We start from the raw sequence: 14,943 nt of genomic DNA on the forward strand, positions 1-14,943 counted from the left end.
TATTATTTGACGTGAAGGGAACTGCGCAGGATATCGGCATCCACAAGTAACTGATCTGCGGTAATTTCAAAAATATTGGCGAGCTTGCACAGAACCAACAGCGACGGATTGCCCGTGCATCGTTCGAATTGACTGACGTAGGTGCGATCCACCTCGGCCATGAGCGCGAGCTGCTCTTGGGTAAGGTTTTTCACGCGTAGCATCAAGCGGATGTTTTCCGCCAGCTGCAGACGAAGCTGTTCGTAGTCTTGAGTCATGCGCGCAAATTGCGCCTTGAGGGACTCTCAATCCACGGGATATAGCCAATACATTGGTATTGATCTAGGCCATTTGATGCTCATTCCTGTTATCAAGCGTTCATTTGGTGTCGTTAAGCTTTTCGAAGCTGGGCCCAGCGTCTAACAAAAAATCAGAAATCTAGGGTGTGTATGGACGAAAACTACATTTCAATTCCGGCGGCGGATGGTAGCCCAAATCTTCTGACACCTTGGGGCAGCGAGTTTGCGCCGATGATCGAACGTGGGGTGCAATGCGCTCAGGCTTGGCTTGATACGTCCGGCGAGATTCCACTGTGGTGGGAGCTGGCGCAAACCCGCAAGACCTTTCCTGTCGGTGACTGCCAAGATGCATTCGAAGCCGGGTTCTTGTTGAGCATCCAGCAGCGGCTTGGAGGCGCACAGAGGTGATTCACTACTCGCAGGCTGAGTCGATGTGCATTGGCACTGTCACAAGGACAGCAATTTGAATCTCTGGAGGCTTTGAAGCTTTGTGCTTTTGCCCCGTCGTTGTAAGACCTCGATCGAACCTCGGCGAGATAGACCAATGGCGGCAATACATAACTATCCAGGCACACAGCTCCCCTAACACTTTCACTTAAACTCTCAATTTTGACCTTAGGCACCGATCATCAATGGGAGCTACTTTCACACTTCGGAACAGGGTTCTGTTGTGCATTGGAGTTTACGGCCTTTCAACACAAACTCGAGGGTTCGAAACTGCGTTGGGCAACACAAGCCGTCATTATCAGCATGCATCATCAGTTGCACGACGACACTCTCACCCTGAATAGATACGCTACGAATCTCTACCCTATCCCCCAAGACGTAAGCTTTCCCGTAAGCCCTTGCATTTCCTCTGTCATTGAAAACGGTGGCAAGGTAGTAGTAAATCCCACTGCCTCCTTCCGATGCCTGCAACACAGCGATGGCATCACCGTTACCGTCGCCATTAATATCGCCAAACGCATGGTCTACTAAATAAACGGCTATATCTTTATCGGGCAAATCACGTCCGGTGTCAGGAGCAAACTCACGCTTTCCGCCTTGCAACGTAATGAAATCGTCGTCAATTCTATACGTAAGATTTTTCAATACCTCCATCGAAATCGGAGGGTAGGTGATTGCGCCTGGTGGCTGGGCGCCAAAGCTTGCAATTGATACATATACCCAAGCCGCGATGCTTGAGAGCCCTAGGGTCAAAAAAGTGAACGCCGTGAACATGACGATCCAAAAGTTTTGTTTCTTTGTGAGGTTCGGAAAGATGACCTTTGCAATGATGTCACGGCCAACGCAAAGGGCCGCTCCAATAGCTAGTCCTGCCGGTGCTGCAATTGGTGCGACTGATTTGATTAGGTCGAGTGTAATTGTTGAAGACATAGGGGATGGCAGTGCCTAGCTATCGAGTTGATGCGGTGTGCTTGAGACTCCGCGTAGTTTGATGTTCAAGAAAGACTCTGCCGAACCACCCCTACTAGGTGTTTCACGGCCTATAGACAAGGCTCCTATCGCCCTGAGAGGGTGGCCAAGGGCCACTTGAGTATGCAAGATGCGCTAACTTGCATTGTCCAGTCAAGTTGCAAGAAAGGCAGGAGGATGCGTAAACAGATGTCCTACACAGGTTCTATTCCTCGCGCTCTATCGATCCGTTCAGCTACCCGGTAGGCCGCTTCCAACTCTGAGCAGCCGTTCTCCTGCATCAGTGTCCAGCGCTCGGCTTTTTCCTCGGGCTCCGTCATGGCCAGGGCGAGATAAAGGCTGGGCGGCACGGCCCGAAACAGCGTTTCGATCTTTTTCGACAGCACGACCCCCTCAGTGTATTTCCCCGGCTCCTTACTGGAGGAGAGCAACAAGGCTTTCTGTGCCAGCGTGAGCTTCTTGAACCGTGCGATTTCCTCAATCTCCGCGGGCGGCATGTTCAAACAAATCCACCATTCGATCATGTTGAGCATGGTCTGCGCAGCAGTGGGAAAGTCGGCAAGGTTTTGCGTCGCCAGCCAGAACCAAGCGCCGAGCTTGCGCCACATCTTCGTGCCCTTGACCACGAAGGGCGCCAGCAGCGGGTTTTTGGTGATGATATGGCCCTCGTCGGTGACCATGATGATCGGTCGCCCCAGGTATTGGTCGCGCTCGGCAAGGTTGTTCACGGTGTTCATCAGGCTGATGTAGCTGATGGACATCTGTGCCTCATAGCCTTCGCGAGCGTAAGTGGCCAAGTCGACAATGGTCACATCGCTCTCGGGCCAAGGTGTGCCCTCGCGATCGAACAACTCACCCTCGAAACCCTGACAAAACAGGTCAATGGACTCGCCCATTTCCTGGGCACGCTCACGACGCTTCTCCGGTAAGTGCGGGTCAGCAGCGACGCGCAGCAAGGCGTCGCGCACGTCGCGAGTCAGCACCTGGCGGCCCGCCGTGACGCAGGTCTGCGCCGCATCCAGGATGCACTCGCGGATCAGGCTGCGGTCGGCTCGACTCAGGCGGGCTTCTTCCTTGGCCTCGCCGCCGGTGATCATCAGCCGGGCGGTGATTTCCAATTCGCCGAGAATGTCGCGCTGGTCTTCGCGACTGGTTACCACCTCATCGTCCAGCTCATCGATCGACAGACTCGCCACCTGATCCGGCTGCTCGACCAGGCGCCTAGCATCAGTAAAGGGAGCGAGACTGACCGAAGCGCCAGGTTTCAATTGGACCTTATTGACCGACAGGCCCTGTGTCGCGAAGTAGTCGCCCTGCAAGCCGAATGAGTTACCGGCCTCGACGATAAACAGGCGAGGGCGGTACACCGCCATGACCTGCATCAGCAGGGTGACCAGGGTCGCCGACTTGCCGGCACCGGTGGGGCCGAACAACAGCAGATGACCGTTCATAGCCCGATCCAGGCGTGACAGAGGGTCGAAACTCAATGGCGAACCGCCACGATTGAACAGGGTGATACCCGGATGTCCTGTTCCTGTGCTGCGGCCCCACACCGGAACCAGGTTCGCCAGGTGCTGGGCGAATATCAGGCGCGTGTACCAGTTGCGCGTGTCTCGGGCCGGGTTGTAAGCCATCGGCAACCAACGCAGATAGCTGTTGCAGGCTGCGACTTCATCGCCTTCACGTACCGGTTGCAGCCCCGCGCCCAACAGCGCGTTGGCCAGGCTGACGGAGCGCTGGTGCAATTGCTGTTCATCGTGACCGCGCACGTAAAACGCCAGGGTTCCCCGATACAGCTTGTGCTGGCGGCCGATGATCGCGCGGGCTTCTTCGACATCCTGACGGGTTTGGGTCGAGGCCAGGTTTTCACCGATGGATTTGCGTGCCAAGCGGTTCAACTGATCCTCGAGCGCATCTTGCGGTTTGACCACCAGGGTCAGACTCATCACCGTGCCTTCAGGCAACTGGTCGAACAGGGCGTTCACCGCGTCACCCTTACGGGTTTCGCCAGTGAGTTGGCCAATCAAAGGTGCCCGCCGCAGCTTGTCCACCACCATGACCCGATGGGGTTGACCATCGAAGTACCAGAGTCCGTGCTGCACATTTGAACGCGGCTCATTGAAAAACAACCGTTCGGCGAAGTCGTGATCGAAAGGTAGTTCCAGCGACTCGCCGTTGCCTGACTCTGGATAGGCCACACGGTGATAGAACTCTTCGGGCGACTCATCGGTGAGCCTGGGTGCTGGATTGAACCAGGGCAACAACCAGGCATACAAATCTCGCCCATCGACTCGCGTTGATTGCACTCCGCACGCCTGCAACGAAGCACCGATACGTTCGCAAGCCTGTTGCAGGGATTGCAACGGGGTGAGTCCCGTCTCTTCAGCGCCAGACTCGAGCCAGCGATAGACCACCAGGCGCACCCGGCGGTTATTGCCTCGCCAGGGTAGGCGTGTCACAACCTTATCCTCAAACAGGCCACCGGGCTTGGCGATGGCCTTTAGATGACGGCGGCTGAGCTCCAAATACGCCTCGGTGAAGGCCGTGCCTCGTGCGCTGTCCTGAATGTAATCGGTAAGCCGGGACAGGTAGGTTGTGAAGTCGTTGTCGTCCTGGCAGAAAAACTGCGCCACCCAAGGCGATTGATCCAGCTCGTCAAAGCTGTCTTGCAGGGCATCCTCAAGGGCATCGCGGGCTGCCATCAGCCAATCAGGTTCGCGCCCTTCGGTGCCAACGGGCAGTAACTCAAACACCGCGCCCACCGAGCGATTGTCATCGAGCAGAAAACACTGCTCGGTGTCGAGGTACTCGACCCACGGCAGGTGATCGGTGAAGCTGGGGTTGTGCGCGTAGAGTGCGGCTTCGTCGGCTAAGGTCGCGCGAGGGCGCAAAGGGGTGCGCCAGCTTTTCCACGCGGGAGTGCCGGTTCGCATCATAAGTCTTCCTGACGTTCACCAGGTAATGCGTACTGCACACGTTGGTAGAACGGAAAGACGGTCGAGTAGCCCGGGACCGGTGCCTGCTCGGTACCACTCAAATGCGGATACACGTACAGCACTAGATCGGGATTGGGCAGGCGAGGGAACAGGTTGCGGATCTCGTTCGCTGCGGTGCGCGTATACGGTTCCTGGAGAGCCGCGGAGACATCTGCCTGAGCCAGCGGGCGGCGTAACTGCTGTCGAGCATCCAGCAGTTGCTGCTGAGTACCTTGCGAACCGGCGCCGTTCCAGATATCCATCATGGTTTGCTCGCCATGGGGCAGCAGCGTGTCTTTGTCGGTGGAACACCCCGTCAGGACCCAGCAGAGCAAGCTAATCCAGGTCAGGCAGGGAAGCATGGTCTTTTTCATGGTGAACGCTCCGGCCCTTGGGCTCGTAGTCGATGGTGATCTCATGGTCGAGGTGCAGTGCGACCTGTGCTGCAGGTGGCACGTACACGGCAGCAAAGGCTTCGCCATACAGTTTGTTGACCCACTCGCGGACGTCGCTGACCCCACCACTGAGAATTGAATTCAGTGCGCTATTGCCACTGCTGCTGGTGACCCCGAAGGCACTGCCGCCCGAACTGATCACGCTGCTGTTGTTCTGCTCATTCCCGAGCAAGGCAGCAACACCCGCGCCGGCTGCAGTGATCAGGCTCTGGCTGCCGAGGTACTGCTGTGCGTTCGAGCGGCGCTCGCCGGCAATGCAAGGAATGCCATACGGATCGGACAGGTAACCGAGCCCACCGCGGATCTTGTCGGTGTTTGAGCTCTGGGTGGTGGAGGCGTTTCGGCTGGCTACCGCCTTCGGCTGAGGCACCGTACGGATGGTGCCATCGGTAAACACAAAGGTGATCGACTCGACCTGTCCGCGTACGCACGACAGGGTCCAATCCCCGGACGCCGTGCCGCTCATCACGGCCCCCGCAATGTCTGGCAGGTCGATGCCGTTGGCGGTCAGGTTCTCCGGACCGACCAGCACCTTGAAGGGATAAGGATCATTCACTGTTCCGTCCACCGGGACTCGGCCGATCATCGCGGTCATGGCGACCGAGCCCATCAGCGTGGCGTTTTCAGGAATGGTGTAGACCGGCTTCGCGCCCTCGGTACGATCAGCGGATCGTGTCAGGTCACGCTCACCCTTGCTGACTGCACGTAGCTGTTTCTGGCTACGATCAATCGCGTTATCTTTCAAGCCTTCCAGCGAGTTGAAGGTGGTAGGCAGACTCAGTGCGGAGGCGGACTTGGTTTTGCCTCGGGCGCCGGTGGGCTGAGCATCCGAAGGTTCAATCCACTGCAGTGCATCATTGGCAGAATGCTGCCCTTCGAACTGAGCACCGTCACCCGGCTCAAGCCCCAATCCGATAGGTATGTCCTTGCCTTTGCCGGTCAGCCCCGACAACTGCTCCTGCAATTGCGTCAGCAGACCACGGGCCTGACGACTGTCTTGTTCTGCTTTGAGTCGGGCCTCGTTGGCTTGGCGTCGGCCTTCGTCGACCTGCTGGGTTACGCTGCCAAGCGCTGTCTGGATACGCGAATCGACGCTGTTTTCCCGCTCGCGCAGGCGGTTGTTCTCCGTCTGCAGCGACTCGTTGTGTTTCTTCAGGCCGAGCATGTCACTGCGCATGGCCTTCACCTGCCCGACCAGCGTGGCGACCGTGTCGCGTGGGGTATCGCCAGCAATGCCGAGCGACTTGGCTTGCTCGGCGGATAACTGAATATTTCCCTGATCAACTGGGTGCTCTGGAGAGGGCGTGCTGCCACCCGCGACCCAGCTTTTCAGGATGATCAGCACCACGCCCAGCAGCGCAGCCGGTACCAGCCATTTGAGCAAGGCGTTAGCGCTCATGGCCGCTACCTTGCGTAACAGATGGGATCAATAGGACCGCTTGTTCGAGGCCGGCACCGAGGGTGACGAGGTAGGTAATCGTGGTGTCTTCAGCATTGCCGACAGGTCCGAGGAAAGCATGCTGGAAGGCCGCGGCGAACAGCTTGGCCTGAAGCCGGCGCGGATCGAGTTGCACCGTCTCTGAACCACGATTGCGCAACTTCACCGCCGTCACCCAGTAATCACCGAGTCTCCAGGCGGCGATGGGCGTGCTGGACACGTTTTCGGTCGGCAGCAGGGTCGGCAGTTCGGTGCGCAGCTTGAGCGGTACGCGGCGTACACCGGGTAGGGATTCTACGGTGCGCAGCGGCGCGTACAGGCTCTGTGCGGCGTAGCGCGTCAAAGCGACCGGGATCGGCGTACGTTCTGGAATAGGTGCGGTGCTCGATTCCGCCTCGGTAGCCTGCACCGGAGCATTCTTGAGAATACGCACGGGCTCCAGCGGTTGATCGCCAGGGGTGGCCGCGATATCCAGGAGGATGATCTCGCCCGTCGTGACCGATTGCAGTTGCAGTCGGGTCGGTGCAATGGCTTCCGACGCTCGCAGGTACAGCGTGCCGCCGGTTGATTGCACGCGCAGCTTGCCCGTCAGGGTTGAGGGCAGGCCGACTCGAACATCCTCATCGATAAAGACCACCCGTTCCTGATTGATCACCAGAGGGACCGCGAGGGGGAGGCGTTCCCAGTGCATCAGTTCGACGGCCTGCGCCACAGCTCCCCATGTAGTCAGTGCGACGGCGAGTCCCAGGGTAGAAATCCGCTTCATGGCTCACCTCCAGGCAGGGAGATTTTTTGGGGAGTGCCCTGATAACAATCCAGTGCCAGCCCCCACTTATTGCGTTCGGCGTCCAGATCAAAACGCACCACGCGCAATGGATACCGCACCACCACCCGTTTCACCGGTTCGGCGGCGTAATATTCATCGGCATTGAGATCGAGCTTGACCAGCCAGCTGTCGCGGTCGAGTTGCTTGACCCTGAGTTCCGGATCCTCGCTGTAGCCTCGGCCCAGAATTTCGTAGACGCCACGCACCCGCTGGCGCAGCTCGCCGGCGGCCTTACGGTACTCATAATCACCGTCGAGAAAGGCCTTGCAGGCGGGGGTCAGGTAGGATTGCAAGCCATAGATGGCGCGGCGATAATCCTGCTCGCCATCCGAGGGCCAGCGGTTGAGTTGGCCAAAGATGTACAGGGCAAAGGCATAGATATTCTCTGGGGGGACATCCCACCACTTACGCGTGCTGCCCGAGCGCAGATCCGGGGGGACATGCACCGTCAGATCGGTCGGTGCCGAGCGCCAGCCATACCAAAGTCCGGCACAGACCAGGGCCAAAATCACTACCGCCAGACGCAGGCTGAAGATGTGGGCCTGTTGGGCATCCACCTTGTTTCGAAATCGGCTCATGGCTGCCACCGGGACAGGGCAGGGCGCAGCCGACGCGAACGGCGAACCGTCCAGGCGCCGGAGTGCAGGATCAGACTTCCGCGACCCAGGCGCCAACGGCTGGCCAGTACCCATTCGAGTTTGCGGTACAACCAGGTCTCTGGCCGGGCCCGTTTGGCCCGACGCAGTAGTGTGCCACCGGCAAATAGCACCACCGCCATGCCTGCGATCATGCTGGTTGGCGCCACGGCAATGGAGACGGTGGCGATCGCCAGAGGAACACCCAGCACCAGGCCGACAAGTGCGCCGGCACCGAGCGCCACCCACATCTCATCATTGGTCAAACCACGCAATACGGCAGGATCACGATTGAGTCGCTCTGGTAGAAAAACCAAAGTGCCGTCGGCAAGGTGTTCGATAGCGTCATTCATGCCAACCTCAAAGAATCGCGGCAGCCTTGGTCAGGAACCAGATGATGATCACCACCAACAGAGCACCGATACCGACCACCGCACCCAAGTCCTTCCAGGTCTTACGCTGGTTTTGCACGTCGGCGTACACGGTCAACGAATGCCAGGCCACCCCCAAGAAAGCGAGCAGGGCAATCAGCAGACCGAGCAGGATGCCGCCGTCGTAGGCGTAGTTTTTGATCGTCTCGATCAACCCGGAACCTTCACCACGTGAAGGAGCTTCCATAGTCGGTAGTTCGGCAAAAGCCAGGCTTGGACCGAGTACTAACAGCAGACCGATCAAGCGCTGGCTAGCGCGATCACGCAGATTGTTTTTCAGGGGGGCAAGGCACTTGAGCATGACGGCGATCTCCGGGGTTAGGACAAGGTGAAGAACATCAGAACCAGCAAGGTGAGCAGCACGCGCGCGGCGCTGCCGCCAAACGCGCCGAAGCGCACACTGCCTGTTGCCCAGCCCCGGTAAGCCGTCCACATCACCCAGGCACACCACAGCAAAACCAGGACGAGAACCAGGGACAGCCAGAGCGTCGAACTGCTCTGCGGTGAGAAGCCGGAGGCGTTTTGAAAGGCAGCGGTCTGCGCGTCGGTCATGCTCATGGCGACGGCTCCGGGGGCGGAGTGTCGAGGCGGTAATCGCCGACCAGCTCACCAGGATCGTGAGGTTGAGCACGCGAGGGCGACAGATAGTTCTGCATTCCTTGGCGAATGCGTTGGATGTCCTGAGACAGGCGGGGATAGTCGAAGCGATAGCGTTCGTTTGGTTCAGAGGTCCTGGCTACCTTAGCTTGCGCCGCAAGGCGCTCAATAGCATCGAGCTGCTGCTGAACTAGGCTGAGCTGTTCGCGCTCATGAGCAGATGCGGCATAGCCGCCGCTATGGAACGTCATCAATATGAGCAGCGTGCAGATTCGGAAAAATGTAGTCGGCATGTGGATAGCCCATTTGGAGATGGGGCCAGCATTCAACTAACGTCCAGAACTCAGCAGTAAGAAACACGAAACACGCAGCGTCATTTTATTTCGATACAGTCTCTGATCGTGTACCGAGTTCGAACATCGTATCGAGAGCTACGAAACGCGGAAAAATGACACGATTGGACCGCAAGTACAGCATTGGTTACTCATGAAAAACGATAAGTAGCCGTTAACGTTTGATTCCGCTAACAACATTGTTAGCGGGGCGCAGATAAGCGCGGACGAAATCAGTTAACGAAGAGTGATTGCAGAGAGTGAACATCCAACAAGCAATTCGGCGGTATCGTATTCGACAGGCCGTGGGCGTCTCCTTGATGGTCTTCGGGGCGCTATTTTATTTGGTTTCATCGTTGATTTTTCTGCACCATCAAGCAGAGATTCTCGCGAGCACAAAAATTTTTGGGCATTTTGGAGGGGTTGTGCAAAATTTAGTAGCCGATGTTTACCAGGCCACATCACCCTACATCGGTTTTGTATGGGAGCACGCGCCTACCCTCAGCCAGGAAAACCCGCTCAGCTATGGAAATTTGCTGTTTTTCGGTTTGCTGGGTGTGATGATTATTGGAAAGCAAATTCTCCTTTCCGCTAGCCAACTCAAGAGGCGTGTTCAGGTTCAACTCGAACGTCTTGAGGAAGCTCAGTGGCGCAACTCGATGCAAAATGGAGCAGCCACCCAACTCAACGCAAATCAGATCGGGCAGATCAATTTTTATCAGCAGTCTATGCCGCCGTCCCCTAGCGGTGATTGGTGGCAGCGGCCATTGGGTATTGTTGGTTTGTCTATTATTGGCGGTTATGTCGTCGCTATTTTGGCCAAATTCACCGGAATGGTTTAACACGTCAGCGTTACATTTTATTAAATGTATTTTTTAAACGTCGCCGCGGTGATAGCTGTCGTTGCTCCGAGCATCACTGCGCAAGGCAAAAAAATGGCCATGGGATTGAGCGAAAAGGGCAATGACAGGTAAATGATCCAGGGCACGATCAGCAGCGGTAGCACTGCTCGTTTAGCGCGGTGATAGACAAAACTGCTTTCTCGCCCGGCTCCAAACTTGCGCAGGTCGCGGCGCATCAAACCATCAACAAAACCGGAGAGCGTGGCCAACAAAAATAGTGGTGTGGCCAGGACTAGAATCGTCAGGCGCACCACGAAGGTAAAGGTCACATACACTGCGGCCACTACGAAATCCTCAATGCTCACGTAGAGTTGGTTGATCCAGCCCCAGATGCCGTTGCCCTGGCTCGACATCCGCGCCTGCCGGGCAAAATCCGCAAAGCCAGTCTTAACTAATAGCCATTGATTGAGAAAATCCAGCCATTGAACAATCGTCTGTCCAGGTTGTTGGAGGATGAGAGAAGATTTGAAGTGCTCACTCAGCCAGCCCAGTTCGTTCGCCAACATGGCTTGGCTGTGCCGCCAACCCTGATCGGCCCAGAACAGCAGCAAGCCGGCGAACTCGGTGAGGATCGAGAATAGCAACGAGGCAATCAGCAGTCCGATGATGCGCAGGACCAGGCTGATCGCCGAGGTGAACAACCCCGGGCGCTGGATCGGTTGTGGCGGCGTGTTCTGGACGGAAGTCGCCATCGTTCACTCCATTGCGCGCTGCAGTGTTGATGTCGTCATGAGGCCTTCTGGATAGTTTTTGCTGAATCGAAACCTGTGCCAGGGGCGGGCTACCCCACCTGATCCAGATCGAAGTTTGTTGTTGGGCCGCCACCGCTTGCGCTCCACCATTGCCCCGCCTGCTCGTTGTAGGCGGCCCGCATTCGCTGGGTGAGCTCCTGCAGGTCCTTGGGCATGGCATCGTCGTTGGAGGGTTTTGGCAAAGGCATTCGGACTTTCCAGAGCTGCCCACCGGCCTGGAAGGAGAACATTTGCCCCTTGGGCAAGCTGACGATGTGAGCGGGCTCGATCAACGGCACGCTGGTGCTGCTGACGCGATCTTGCGAGGATGAGGTGAAGTCTGTATTGGCCTCAGGATCGGAGGTGTCGGTGGCACCGGAGACCAGGGTTTTGGTCAGTACGTTGACCTTGGGCAACTGTTGGGTGAGTAGTTCAGCAGTGGCGGTCTCGCGTACCCGGAGCATCTGCAAGGTGTTGAAGTTACCAATGACCTGGCCAGCCTTGGCGCGGTTGCCGATTCGCGCTTCGATATCGCTGAGGGTCTGGGTGTAGGCCGTCACCTGGATGCCGGCCCCGCCACCCTTATTGATCAGTGGGATGAACTCATCGCCCATCAACTCGTTGAACTCATCGGCGTGCAGGTTGATCGGCAACTTGTCACTGCTGCTGCCCGATGCGGGTAGGCCATGGTCAATTCCATGTTTGTAGATGTGCCCCGCGACCGAGACCAAATCGGCGAACATGGAGTTGCCCACAGCAGCGGCCACCTCGGCGTCGGTCAGTGCATCCAGGCCGATATAGACGATGCCACGTTTTCGGATGATCTGCATCCAGTCGAAGATTGGCCGCGGGTCCTCTAAATCGGTGTAGTTGGGGGCCAGTAACTGGGCGGTCTTGCCGGTGGTGAGTTTCTCCAGCAGCGGCAGTAGCGAGGCAACGATTTTATCGAAGTACGTACGGTCATATCGTACCGCCGAACGCAGTCCGTCCATTACCGGATCAAATACACGCTTCACCGCCAGGTACTGCTCGATGGCCACCACACGCTTTTCGCGCCCGATCATATGCCGGGGAATGTTTTTCTCGGTGAGCTTGCCTTCAAGCTGGACGATCACCTCCCACGCTTTCGGATCAGTCTTGGCGAAAAACTGCTGGGCGTATTCGATGAACAGTGCGTCGATGTTGACCACATGTCGCTGGATCTGCAGGTAGTCCGGACGTCGGCCCAGCTCGATCAGGGCGCGGGCGATGATGTTGACGAAACGCCAGGCGAACTCACGGAAGGCCGCAGAGTTCCCTTCGCCACTGAGTTGCCCAGCAATGCGTGACGCCACTTCCGAGATGCGACCGAAACGTCCCACGGCGTTGTAGCGGGCGGAGATTTCTGGCCAGCCCAGATGGAAGACATAAAACTCCTTCTCCCGACCGGCTCGCTTGGCTTCGACGTACATGCGTTTGAGCAGGTCGGCATCACCCTTCGGATCGAAGACAATCACCACTTCATGTTCGACGCGGTGAATGTCCTGGGTGATGTACACCTCGGCGAGTCGCGTCTTGCCGACACGGGTAGTGCCCAGCACCAGGGTGTGTCCGACCCGTTCGCCCAGTGGCAGACTGACCTCCGTTTCGTTGGGCTCGACCCCATGCAACAGCGGCGAGCCACCTACTGGGGGCAAAGGGCGCAACGGATTGAAGGCACTGTCCCAAGCGGTGACACGGGCCAATGTGGAGAGCGGAAACGGTGCATGTTCCAGGCGGCGTTCGAGACCGCGTGCCAGACGATAGCGAGTCGGTTGGTCGATATAGTGAGCAACAGCCGGATCCTGGGCCTCGACCAAGCGCTGGGTGTGCAGGCGGGTCCAGCGAAAGCCGCGACCCATAAACAAACGCTTACGGCTGACCGGAATCTGCCGACTGGTCAGTTCGTAGCGGGGCAGCCGGCGGATATTGCGCCGATAGCGTAACACATCCCAGGCTTGTCGCAGCCGGATCAGGCCGAACAGGGCATAGGCCAGCGCTGTAACCAGACCGATCTCGGGTGACAGGGCCACAGCCCAGGGCGAGTACACGCACAACACCGCGGCAGCGATGCAGATCGCTACGGTGTACAGCTCCACCGCTGGCCGGAGCTTGGACTCCATCGCATGCTCGGCCATGACCTGGACTCACTGTTCCAGTGAGGTGGCAGTTATCAGGACGGGATAGTGCTCAATCTGCAGGCGGGTGGCGATGTCGTTGCCGTTGACCGGCAGGATGGTGATGCCCGGAGCGGCTGCTCGAATCCGGGCCAGGGCTTCAGCATCGGCCACTTCGACGGCGAGGCCGGCTGCGCCCATTTCGTGCAGTTCAGTCGCACGTTGATGCAGCCAAGCCCGCGAACGGGGATCGTCGCCCACCAGAAAGAAGGGTTGTAGGCCAGGCATGTTCAGGGTACGAGATGCGATCTGGCCGGGGCTCAAATGGGAGCTGCGGACGGGCAGTATCCAGGCTTCATCGGCAAACGTGGACAGGTCCGCCTGCATGACGCGATCAGGCTGGGTCTTGTTGTTTATTGGCGTCCTGGAACCTTGAAAATGGGGCCGGGTGAAGTCGCTAGGCTGATCCCCGGCTACGGTCAGTTCCGGCTGGGCGAAAGGAGCCAAGAGCAGGATGAAATAACAGATAAGGAATATTCGCTTCATGGCGGTGTGCCCTGTTTGAAGGAAACCTGCAGTCGTTCGAGTTGTCGGGAAAAGCCGGCGCGGTAACGCGCGGCTGGCGTTCCTCCTGCCGGGCGGTGATAACGTCCGGCAGCCAACACCCAATCACCTGTGGCAGCGTGATGCTCCTGCAACAGCGCGGCGGTCACGGCGAGATTTCGGTAGGGATCGAGAGCGTCACAGGGGCTGGAAAAACGTTGTCCCAGGTAACCCAGGTTGGTTTGTCCGAGACCGACATCGACCCGCTTGGCGTCATGCCGGGTGAGCGCTTGAAGCAAGGCGTGACAGGCGGCCTGGTGAGTGGCGAAGCGGTAGGGTGTTCCGGCGATGTTCAGGGTCCAAGGCCAGGGCAGCAGTCGACCACGGACGCGGATACCACTCTCCTGCAGGACAATCGCGAACAGCACCGTAGAAGGGATGTCGGCGTCATGCGCCGCCAGTTGGTAGGCCGGAGGCGGAAGTTCGTCAGCCTGGACGGCGAGCATTGTCAGCAGGAGCGCAATAGCACTCAGTTGAGGCGTTGCCATTTTCCATTCACCTGTTGAAATGTGGCAGGCAATGGCCCCGGAGCACCCAGGTTGAACCAGCGACCACGGTCATGGTTCAGGGTGATCTGCCGGCGTTGAACCTTGGCCGGATCGATGTCCGCTTGCCGAGCCCAGCTACGGACGCGTTTATCCTCGCCTTGGCTGCCCACCAGATAGATATCGAACGCCGTGTCGCCGCTTTGCAGACGCTGCGCTTCGGCGGTGCACGCTGGGCAGTGGTCCTCCACAAACAGGGCTTGGCGCGGCACGACCGATGAGCTGCCAGGGGACGCCGCGCCCTGGATCGGCTGCAGCCCGGGAAACAGCTTGGCCCAGGCCGCGGTGTAAGCGTTTTGGTAAGCCAACTCGCGCTCGGCGCGTTTGGCTTCCAGCGCCACCTGTAATTCGGCATAGCGCTGGCGCTCTTGGTCGGTCTGGGCCTCGACCCCGAGTGCGGTCAACGGATCGAGGTTCGGGCTCCAGAAGCTGCGCGGGCCGGCTTGGATCTGTTCGAAGCGCGTCCACTCCTGCTCCGTCAGACCCCAGCTCGCCGCCTGTTCAGAGTCAGAGCGCCCCAGCGGAGCAGACTGCGTGTCCTGGGTCCGTGACTGTGTCGTGACGGGGTTGCCCATCGCAGCGCCCATGGCCAATAGCGAAGCGAGACAGACGACGGTGGGCAGTAGCGCTCTGTTCATGATCGC

At 58.2% G+C, this 14,943-nt stretch carries 18 protein-coding genes; 2 read left to right on the forward strand and 16 right to left on the reverse strand.

Features of this window, described 5'->3' with window-relative positions:
- Positions 1-2: 2 nt before the first annotated feature.
- The gene (locus tag ACZRMH_RS11015; protein WP_102879528.1) at positions 3-257 is read right to left on the reverse strand and encodes a helix-turn-helix domain-containing protein; all 255 of its coding nucleotides are present in this window, start codon (positions 255-257) and stop codon (positions 3-5) included.
- Positions 258-428: 171 nt separating this feature from the next.
- On the opposite strand from ACZRMH_RS11015, the gene ACZRMH_RS11020 reads away from it, so the two are divergent.
- Positions 429-686, forward strand: a complete 258-nt coding sequence (locus ACZRMH_RS11020) for a LasR-specific antiactivator QslA (protein WP_102879527.1) — start codon at positions 429-431, stop codon at positions 684-686.
- A gap of 237 nt (positions 687-923) precedes the next feature.
- On the opposite strand, the gene ACZRMH_RS11025 is transcribed toward ACZRMH_RS11020, so the two are convergent.
- From ACZRMH_RS11025 to ACZRMH_RS11070, 10 genes are all read right to left on the reverse strand, one after another.
- The gene (locus ACZRMH_RS11025; protein WP_146036630.1) at positions 924-1,655 is read right to left on the reverse strand and encodes a hypothetical protein; all 732 of its coding nucleotides are present in this window, start codon (positions 1,653-1,655) and stop codon (positions 924-926) included.
- Between the two features lie 233 nt (positions 1,656-1,888).
- Positions 1,889-4,630, reverse strand: coding sequence for a conjugative transfer ATPase (locus tag ACZRMH_RS11030; protein WP_371359949.1), 2,742 nt, complete (start codon positions 4,628-4,630; stop codon positions 1,889-1,891).
- The gene (locus ACZRMH_RS11035; protein WP_102879525.1) at positions 4,627-5,043 is read right to left on the reverse strand and encodes a TIGR03751 family conjugal transfer lipoprotein; all 417 of its coding nucleotides are present in this window, start codon (positions 5,041-5,043) and stop codon (positions 4,627-4,629) included. The genes ACZRMH_RS11030 and ACZRMH_RS11035 overlap by 4 nt, the downstream gene beginning before the upstream one ends.
- On the reverse strand, positions 5,006-6,523 hold the full coding sequence (locus ACZRMH_RS11040; RefSeq protein ID WP_102879524.1) for a TIGR03752 family integrating conjugative element protein: 1,518 nt from the start codon (positions 6,521-6,523) through the stop codon (positions 5,006-5,008). Before ACZRMH_RS11040 ends, ACZRMH_RS11035 begins: the two co-directional genes overlap by 38 nt.
- Positions 6,513-7,328, reverse strand: coding sequence for a TIGR03749 family integrating conjugative element protein (locus ACZRMH_RS11045; protein WP_102879523.1), 816 nt, complete (start codon positions 7,326-7,328; stop codon positions 6,513-6,515). Before ACZRMH_RS11045 ends, ACZRMH_RS11040 begins: the two co-directional genes overlap by 11 nt.
- Positions 7,325-7,966, reverse strand: coding sequence for a PFL_4703 family integrating conjugative element protein (locus tag ACZRMH_RS11050; RefSeq protein WP_102879522.1), 642 nt, complete (start codon positions 7,964-7,966; stop codon positions 7,325-7,327). Before ACZRMH_RS11050 ends, ACZRMH_RS11045 begins: the two co-directional genes overlap by 4 nt.
- A complete protein-coding gene (locus ACZRMH_RS11055) occupies positions 7,963-8,376 on the reverse strand; it encodes a TIGR03750 family conjugal transfer protein (RefSeq protein WP_102879521.1) in 414 nt (137 codons plus the stop codon). The genes ACZRMH_RS11050 and ACZRMH_RS11055 overlap by 4 nt, the downstream gene beginning before the upstream one ends.
- 7 nt (positions 8,377-8,383) lie before the next feature.
- Positions 8,384-8,755, reverse strand: a complete 372-nt coding sequence (locus ACZRMH_RS11060; protein WP_060738069.1) for a TIGR03745 family integrating conjugative element membrane protein — start codon at positions 8,753-8,755, stop codon at positions 8,384-8,386.
- 17 nt (positions 8,756-8,772) lie between these two features.
- Positions 8,773-9,012 carry a TIGR03758 family integrating conjugative element protein gene (locus ACZRMH_RS11065; RefSeq protein ID WP_102879520.1) on the reverse strand — a complete coding sequence of 80 codons (240 nt, stop codon included), beginning with the start codon at positions 9,010-9,012 and terminating at the stop codon, positions 8,773-8,775.
- Positions 9,009-9,344 (reverse strand): integrative conjugative element protein, RAQPRD family, encoded by a 336-nt coding sequence (locus ACZRMH_RS11070; RefSeq protein ID WP_102880068.1) that lies wholly within the window; start codon positions 9,342-9,344, stop codon positions 9,009-9,011. Before ACZRMH_RS11070 ends, ACZRMH_RS11065 begins: the two co-directional genes overlap by 4 nt.
- Positions 9,345-9,643: 299 nt before the next feature.
- On the opposite strand from ACZRMH_RS11070, the gene ACZRMH_RS11075 reads away from it, so the two are divergent.
- Positions 9,644-10,225, forward strand: coding sequence for a hypothetical protein (locus ACZRMH_RS11075; RefSeq protein ID WP_102880067.1), 582 nt, complete (start codon positions 9,644-9,646; stop codon positions 10,223-10,225).
- A gap of 20 nt (positions 10,226-10,245) precedes the next feature.
- Here the strand turns inward: ACZRMH_RS11075 and ACZRMH_RS11080 are convergent, their stop codons facing one another.
- The 5 genes from ACZRMH_RS11080 to ACZRMH_RS11100 form a co-directional block, all read right to left on the reverse strand.
- Positions 10,246-10,977 carry a TIGR03747 family integrating conjugative element membrane protein gene (locus tag ACZRMH_RS11080; RefSeq protein WP_102879519.1) on the reverse strand — a complete coding sequence of 244 codons (732 nt, stop codon included), beginning with the start codon at positions 10,975-10,977 and terminating at the stop codon, positions 10,246-10,248.
- A gap of 89 nt (positions 10,978-11,066) precedes the next feature.
- Positions 11,067-13,172 carry a type IV conjugative transfer system coupling protein TraD gene (traD, locus tag ACZRMH_RS11085; RefSeq protein WP_102879518.1) on the reverse strand — a complete coding sequence of 702 codons (2,106 nt, stop codon included), beginning with the start codon at positions 13,170-13,172 and terminating at the stop codon, positions 11,067-11,069.
- Positions 13,173-13,181: 9 nt separating this feature from the next.
- Entirely contained in the window at positions 13,182-13,697 is a 516-nt protein-coding gene (locus tag ACZRMH_RS11090) for an integrating conjugative element protein (protein WP_102879517.1), read from the reverse strand.
- On the reverse strand, positions 13,694-14,242 hold the full coding sequence (locus ACZRMH_RS11095; protein ID WP_102879516.1) for a lysozyme family protein: 549 nt from the start codon (positions 14,240-14,242) through the stop codon (positions 13,694-13,696). The genes ACZRMH_RS11090 and ACZRMH_RS11095 overlap by 4 nt, the downstream gene beginning before the upstream one ends.
- A complete protein-coding gene (locus tag ACZRMH_RS11100) occupies positions 14,224-14,937 on the reverse strand; it encodes a TIGR03759 family integrating conjugative element protein (RefSeq protein WP_102879515.1) in 714 nt (237 codons plus the stop codon). Before ACZRMH_RS11100 ends, ACZRMH_RS11095 begins: the two co-directional genes overlap by 19 nt.
- Positions 14,938-14,943 lie beyond the last annotated feature (6 nt).

Source organism: Pseudomonas sp. B414 (genome assembly GCF_055408445.1).

Excerpts from the sequence above, each read along its gene's own strand:
- ACZRMH_RS11020 (WP_102879527.1), top strand. The coding sequence starts at position 429 with ATGGACGAAAACTACATTTCAATTCCGGCGGCGGATGGTAGCCCAAAT.
- ACZRMH_RS11015 (WP_102879528.1), bottom strand. The coding sequence starts at position 257 with ATGACTCAAGACTACGAACAGCTTCGTCTGCAGCTGGCGGAAAACATC.
- ACZRMH_RS11055 (WP_102879521.1), bottom strand. The coding sequence starts at position 8,376 with ATGAATGACGCTATCGAACACCTTGCCGACGGCACTTTGGTTTTTCTA.
- ACZRMH_RS11100 (WP_102879515.1), bottom strand. The coding sequence starts at position 14,937 with ATGAACAGAGCGCTACTGCCCACCGTCGTCTGTCTCGCTTCGCTATTG.
- ACZRMH_RS11045 (WP_102879523.1), bottom strand. The coding sequence starts at position 7,328 with ATGAAGCGGATTTCTACCCTGGGACTCGCCGTCGCACTGACTACATGG.
- traD (WP_102879518.1), bottom strand. The coding sequence starts at position 13,172 with ATGGCCGAGCATGCGATGGAGTCCAAGCTCCGGCCAGCGGTGGAGCTG.
- ACZRMH_RS11035 (WP_102879525.1), bottom strand. The coding sequence starts at position 5,043 with ATGAAAAAGACCATGCTTCCCTGCCTGACCTGGATTAGCTTGCTCTGC.
- ACZRMH_RS11070 (WP_102880068.1), bottom strand. The coding sequence starts at position 9,344 with ATGCCGACTACATTTTTCCGAATCTGCACGCTGCTCATATTGATGACG.
- ACZRMH_RS11050 (WP_102879522.1), bottom strand. The coding sequence starts at position 7,966 with ATGAGCCGATTTCGAAACAAGGTGGATGCCCAACAGGCCCACATCTTC.
- ACZRMH_RS11080 (WP_102879519.1), bottom strand. The coding sequence starts at position 10,977 with ATGGCGACTTCCGTCCAGAACACGCCGCCACAACCGATCCAGCGCCCG.
- ACZRMH_RS11040 (WP_102879524.1), bottom strand. The coding sequence starts at position 6,523 with ATGAGCGCTAACGCCTTGCTCAAATGGCTGGTACCGGCTGCGCTGCTG.
- ACZRMH_RS11065 (WP_102879520.1), bottom strand. The coding sequence starts at position 9,012 with ATGAGCATGACCGACGCGCAGACCGCTGCCTTTCAAAACGCCTCCGGC.
- ACZRMH_RS11095 (WP_102879516.1), bottom strand. The coding sequence starts at position 14,242 with ATGGCAACGCCTCAACTGAGTGCTATTGCGCTCCTGCTGACAATGCTC.
- ACZRMH_RS11025 (WP_146036630.1), bottom strand. The coding sequence starts at position 1,655 with ATGTCTTCAACAATTACACTCGACCTAATCAAATCAGTCGCACCAATT.
- ACZRMH_RS11090 (WP_102879517.1), bottom strand. The coding sequence starts at position 13,697 with ATGAAGCGAATATTCCTTATCTGTTATTTCATCCTGCTCTTGGCTCCT.
- ACZRMH_RS11030 (WP_371359949.1), bottom strand. The coding sequence starts at position 4,630 with ATGATGCGAACCGGCACTCCCGCGTGGAAAAGCTGGCGCACCCCTTTG.
- ACZRMH_RS11060 (WP_060738069.1), bottom strand. The coding sequence starts at position 8,755 with ATGCTCAAGTGCCTTGCCCCCCTGAAAAACAATCTGCGTGATCGCGCT.